The sequence below is a fragment of the Mycobacterium sp. TH-M106 genome (assembly GCF_057473765.1).
Genome location: NZ_JBYCLE010000614.1, coordinates 1 through 2279 on the forward strand (window position 1 = coordinate 1; position 2279 = coordinate 2279).

Sequence of the window (2279 nt, forward strand, 5' to 3'; positions counted from 1 at the left end):
TTTCGGTCTCGCATGCCGAGTCGATCCGCAAGTTCGCGATCCTGCCGGTCGACTTCACCGAAGCCACCGGTGAGCTGACACCGACGATGAAGCTCAAGCGCAAGGTGGTCGCCGAGAAGTTCGCCGAACAGATCGAGGCGATCTACTCGAAGAGCTGAACGCTCAGGCCGTCAGCAGTCCGCGCAGCCGGTCGGCCAGCACGTCCCAGCGCCAGTGCTGCGTGACCCAGACGCGCCCGGCGGCGCCCATCGCTGCGGCCCGGTCCGGATCGGCCAGCAGCTGGCCGACAGCGTCACCGATCCGCTCCACCGAGCGGCCGTCGACCACCAGACCGGTCCGGTTGTCCAGCACGGTTTCCGGCGCCCCGCCCGACCGGCCGGCGACCACCGGCACACCCGCGGCCGAAGCCTCCAGGAACACGATGCCCAGCCCCTCCACGTCGAGTCCGGCGCCGCGGGTGCGGCACGGCATCGCGAACACGTCGGCCAGCGCGTAGTGGGCGGGCAGCTCGGCGGGCGGCACCCCACCGGCGAACGTGACGTGGGCGGTCACCCCGCACCGCTGGGCCAGTCGCCGCAGCGATTGCAGGTGGGGACCGCCGCCAACGATCACCAGCGCGGCACCGTCGACGCGCCGCCGGATGGACGGCAGTGCCCGGATCAGCATGTCCTGGCCCTTGCGCGGCACCAACCGCGACACGCACACCACCGTGGGCCGTCGGCCCAGCCGGTAGCGGGTCCGCAGCTCTTCACGGCCGGCGGGGTCGGGCCGGAATCGGCCGGTGTCCACCCCGGGCGGCAGGTGTTCCAGCACGGCCGCGGGACCGAAGGCCGCGCCGAAGCGGCCCCGGGTGTAGCGGCTGACGAAAGTCACCACATCGGTGGCATCGCCGATCCGGCGCAGCACCGACCGGCCCACCGGCAACATCGACCAGCCCACCTCGTGGCCGTGCGTGCTGGCCAGCACCCGGGCCGCACCGGCGGCCCGGGCCCGCCGCGCCAGCAGGGCCAACGGAGCAGCCGCACCGAACCACACGGTGTCGATACCCTGCTCGTCGATCAACCGGCTCATCCGGACGTCGACGGTCCGGCCGGGCAGCATCAGCGTCCCCGGGTGACGGACCACCTGATAGCCGGCGGCCCGCGTCGAGCCGTCGAATGCGTCGGCACCTTTCCATTGCGGTGCGTACACCGTCACCCGGTGCGCACCGGAACCGGCCAATCGGCGCACGAGTTCTTCCAGATAGGACTGGATGCCGCCGGGGCGCGGCGGAAAGTCGTTGGTCACCAGCAGGACCCGGCTCACCCGGCGAGCCACCGCTGCCAGCGGGTGAGCACGTCGGGTAGGCCGGCACCGAGCACCCGGCGAACGGCTTCGCCCGTTCCGGTATGTCCGGAGCCGCAGGCGGTCACGTAGAGCTCACGTAACTTGGCCGACCCGTAGCTGTCGGCGACGAAGCGGGCGAACCACCACGCCCGCTCGTAGGCCTGTGCGCGCCGGGATCCGGCCGTGTCCAGGTCGGCGTCCGACGGCAGCGTCAGCGGCGGTGCCGGCCGCCCGGCCGGCGCTGAGCCCGGTGCTGAGTCCGGCCGGGCGACGAAGTCGGCCACTCCCTCGGTCAGCCAGTGCGGTGCGTCCAACGCGGTGTCGGCGCGGGTGGCGTAGTGGAACAGCTCGTGGCAGAGCACGATTCGCAGCGCCGCGTCGCTCATCGCGAACGCGCCCGGCGCGAACACGATCCGCTGCCCGGACGCCAGCCTTCGTTCGGGGTCGGCCCGCTCGGCTACCGCCACCGCAGCGATGTCGGACCACTGACCCTTGCTGCCGGCGCCGGCCTGCTCGGCGAACTGGGCCTGCGAGCCGGTCGCCACCACCACGATCTGATGCGTCCAATCGGCTCCCCAGAACGCTTCCACTGCATCAACGGCAGCACCGACGTTCGCGGCGACCCGGGCGAGCAACGCGTCGGCGCGCGGACCGGAGAGGTTGATCAGCGTCACGGTGCGGTGATCGCCGACGACCAGCGGCGCCACGGCCTGCCGGCCGGAACCCGTCGGCGGGTCGCATACCGGCAGGACGAGCGCAACCGCGGCGGCAGCCAGCTCGACGACCAGCAGCACCAGCAGGCCGGCTCCGGCCCGGCGTTCAATAACGGCGGGCGTTGTGGATCGGGCCGGACGCAGTCATCGGCACCACCTGGACCGGCTGACCGTAGGTGGACGAATGGACCATCATGCCGTCGCCGACGTAGATGCCGGAGTGGGAGGCATCCCCGTAGA

Annotated in this window: 3 protein-coding genes and 1 pseudogene; 1 reads left to right on the forward strand and 3 read right to left on the reverse strand. The window is 72.1% G+C overall.

All coding sequences use genetic code 11. The features are described from left to right. Nucleotides 1-158 (forward strand): hypothetical protein (locus tag AC2VOP_RS20810; RefSeq protein WP_486962727.1); only part of this gene is annotated, 158 nt, incomplete at its 5' end. Between the two features lie 4 nt (nt 159-162). On the opposite strand, the gene AC2VOP_RS20815 is transcribed toward AC2VOP_RS20810, so the two are convergent. The 3 genes and pseudogenes from AC2VOP_RS20815 to AC2VOP_RS20825 form a co-directional block, all read right to left on the reverse strand. After that, nucleotides 163-1305, reverse strand: coding sequence for a glycosyltransferase family 4 protein (locus tag AC2VOP_RS20815; protein ID WP_486962726.1), 1143 nt, complete (start codon nt 1303-1305; stop codon nt 163-165). Then, nucleotides 1302-2117, reverse strand: a complete 816-nt coding sequence (locus AC2VOP_RS20820) for a hypothetical protein (RefSeq protein ID WP_486962728.1) — start codon at nt 2115-2117, stop codon at nt 1302-1304. Before AC2VOP_RS20820 ends, AC2VOP_RS20815 begins: the two co-directional genes overlap by 4 nt. Nucleotides 2118-2145: 28 nt before the next feature. Continuing rightward, a pseudogene (locus AC2VOP_RS20825) lies at nt 2146-2279 on the reverse strand (peptidoglycan hydrolase RipC); the annotation flags it as partial.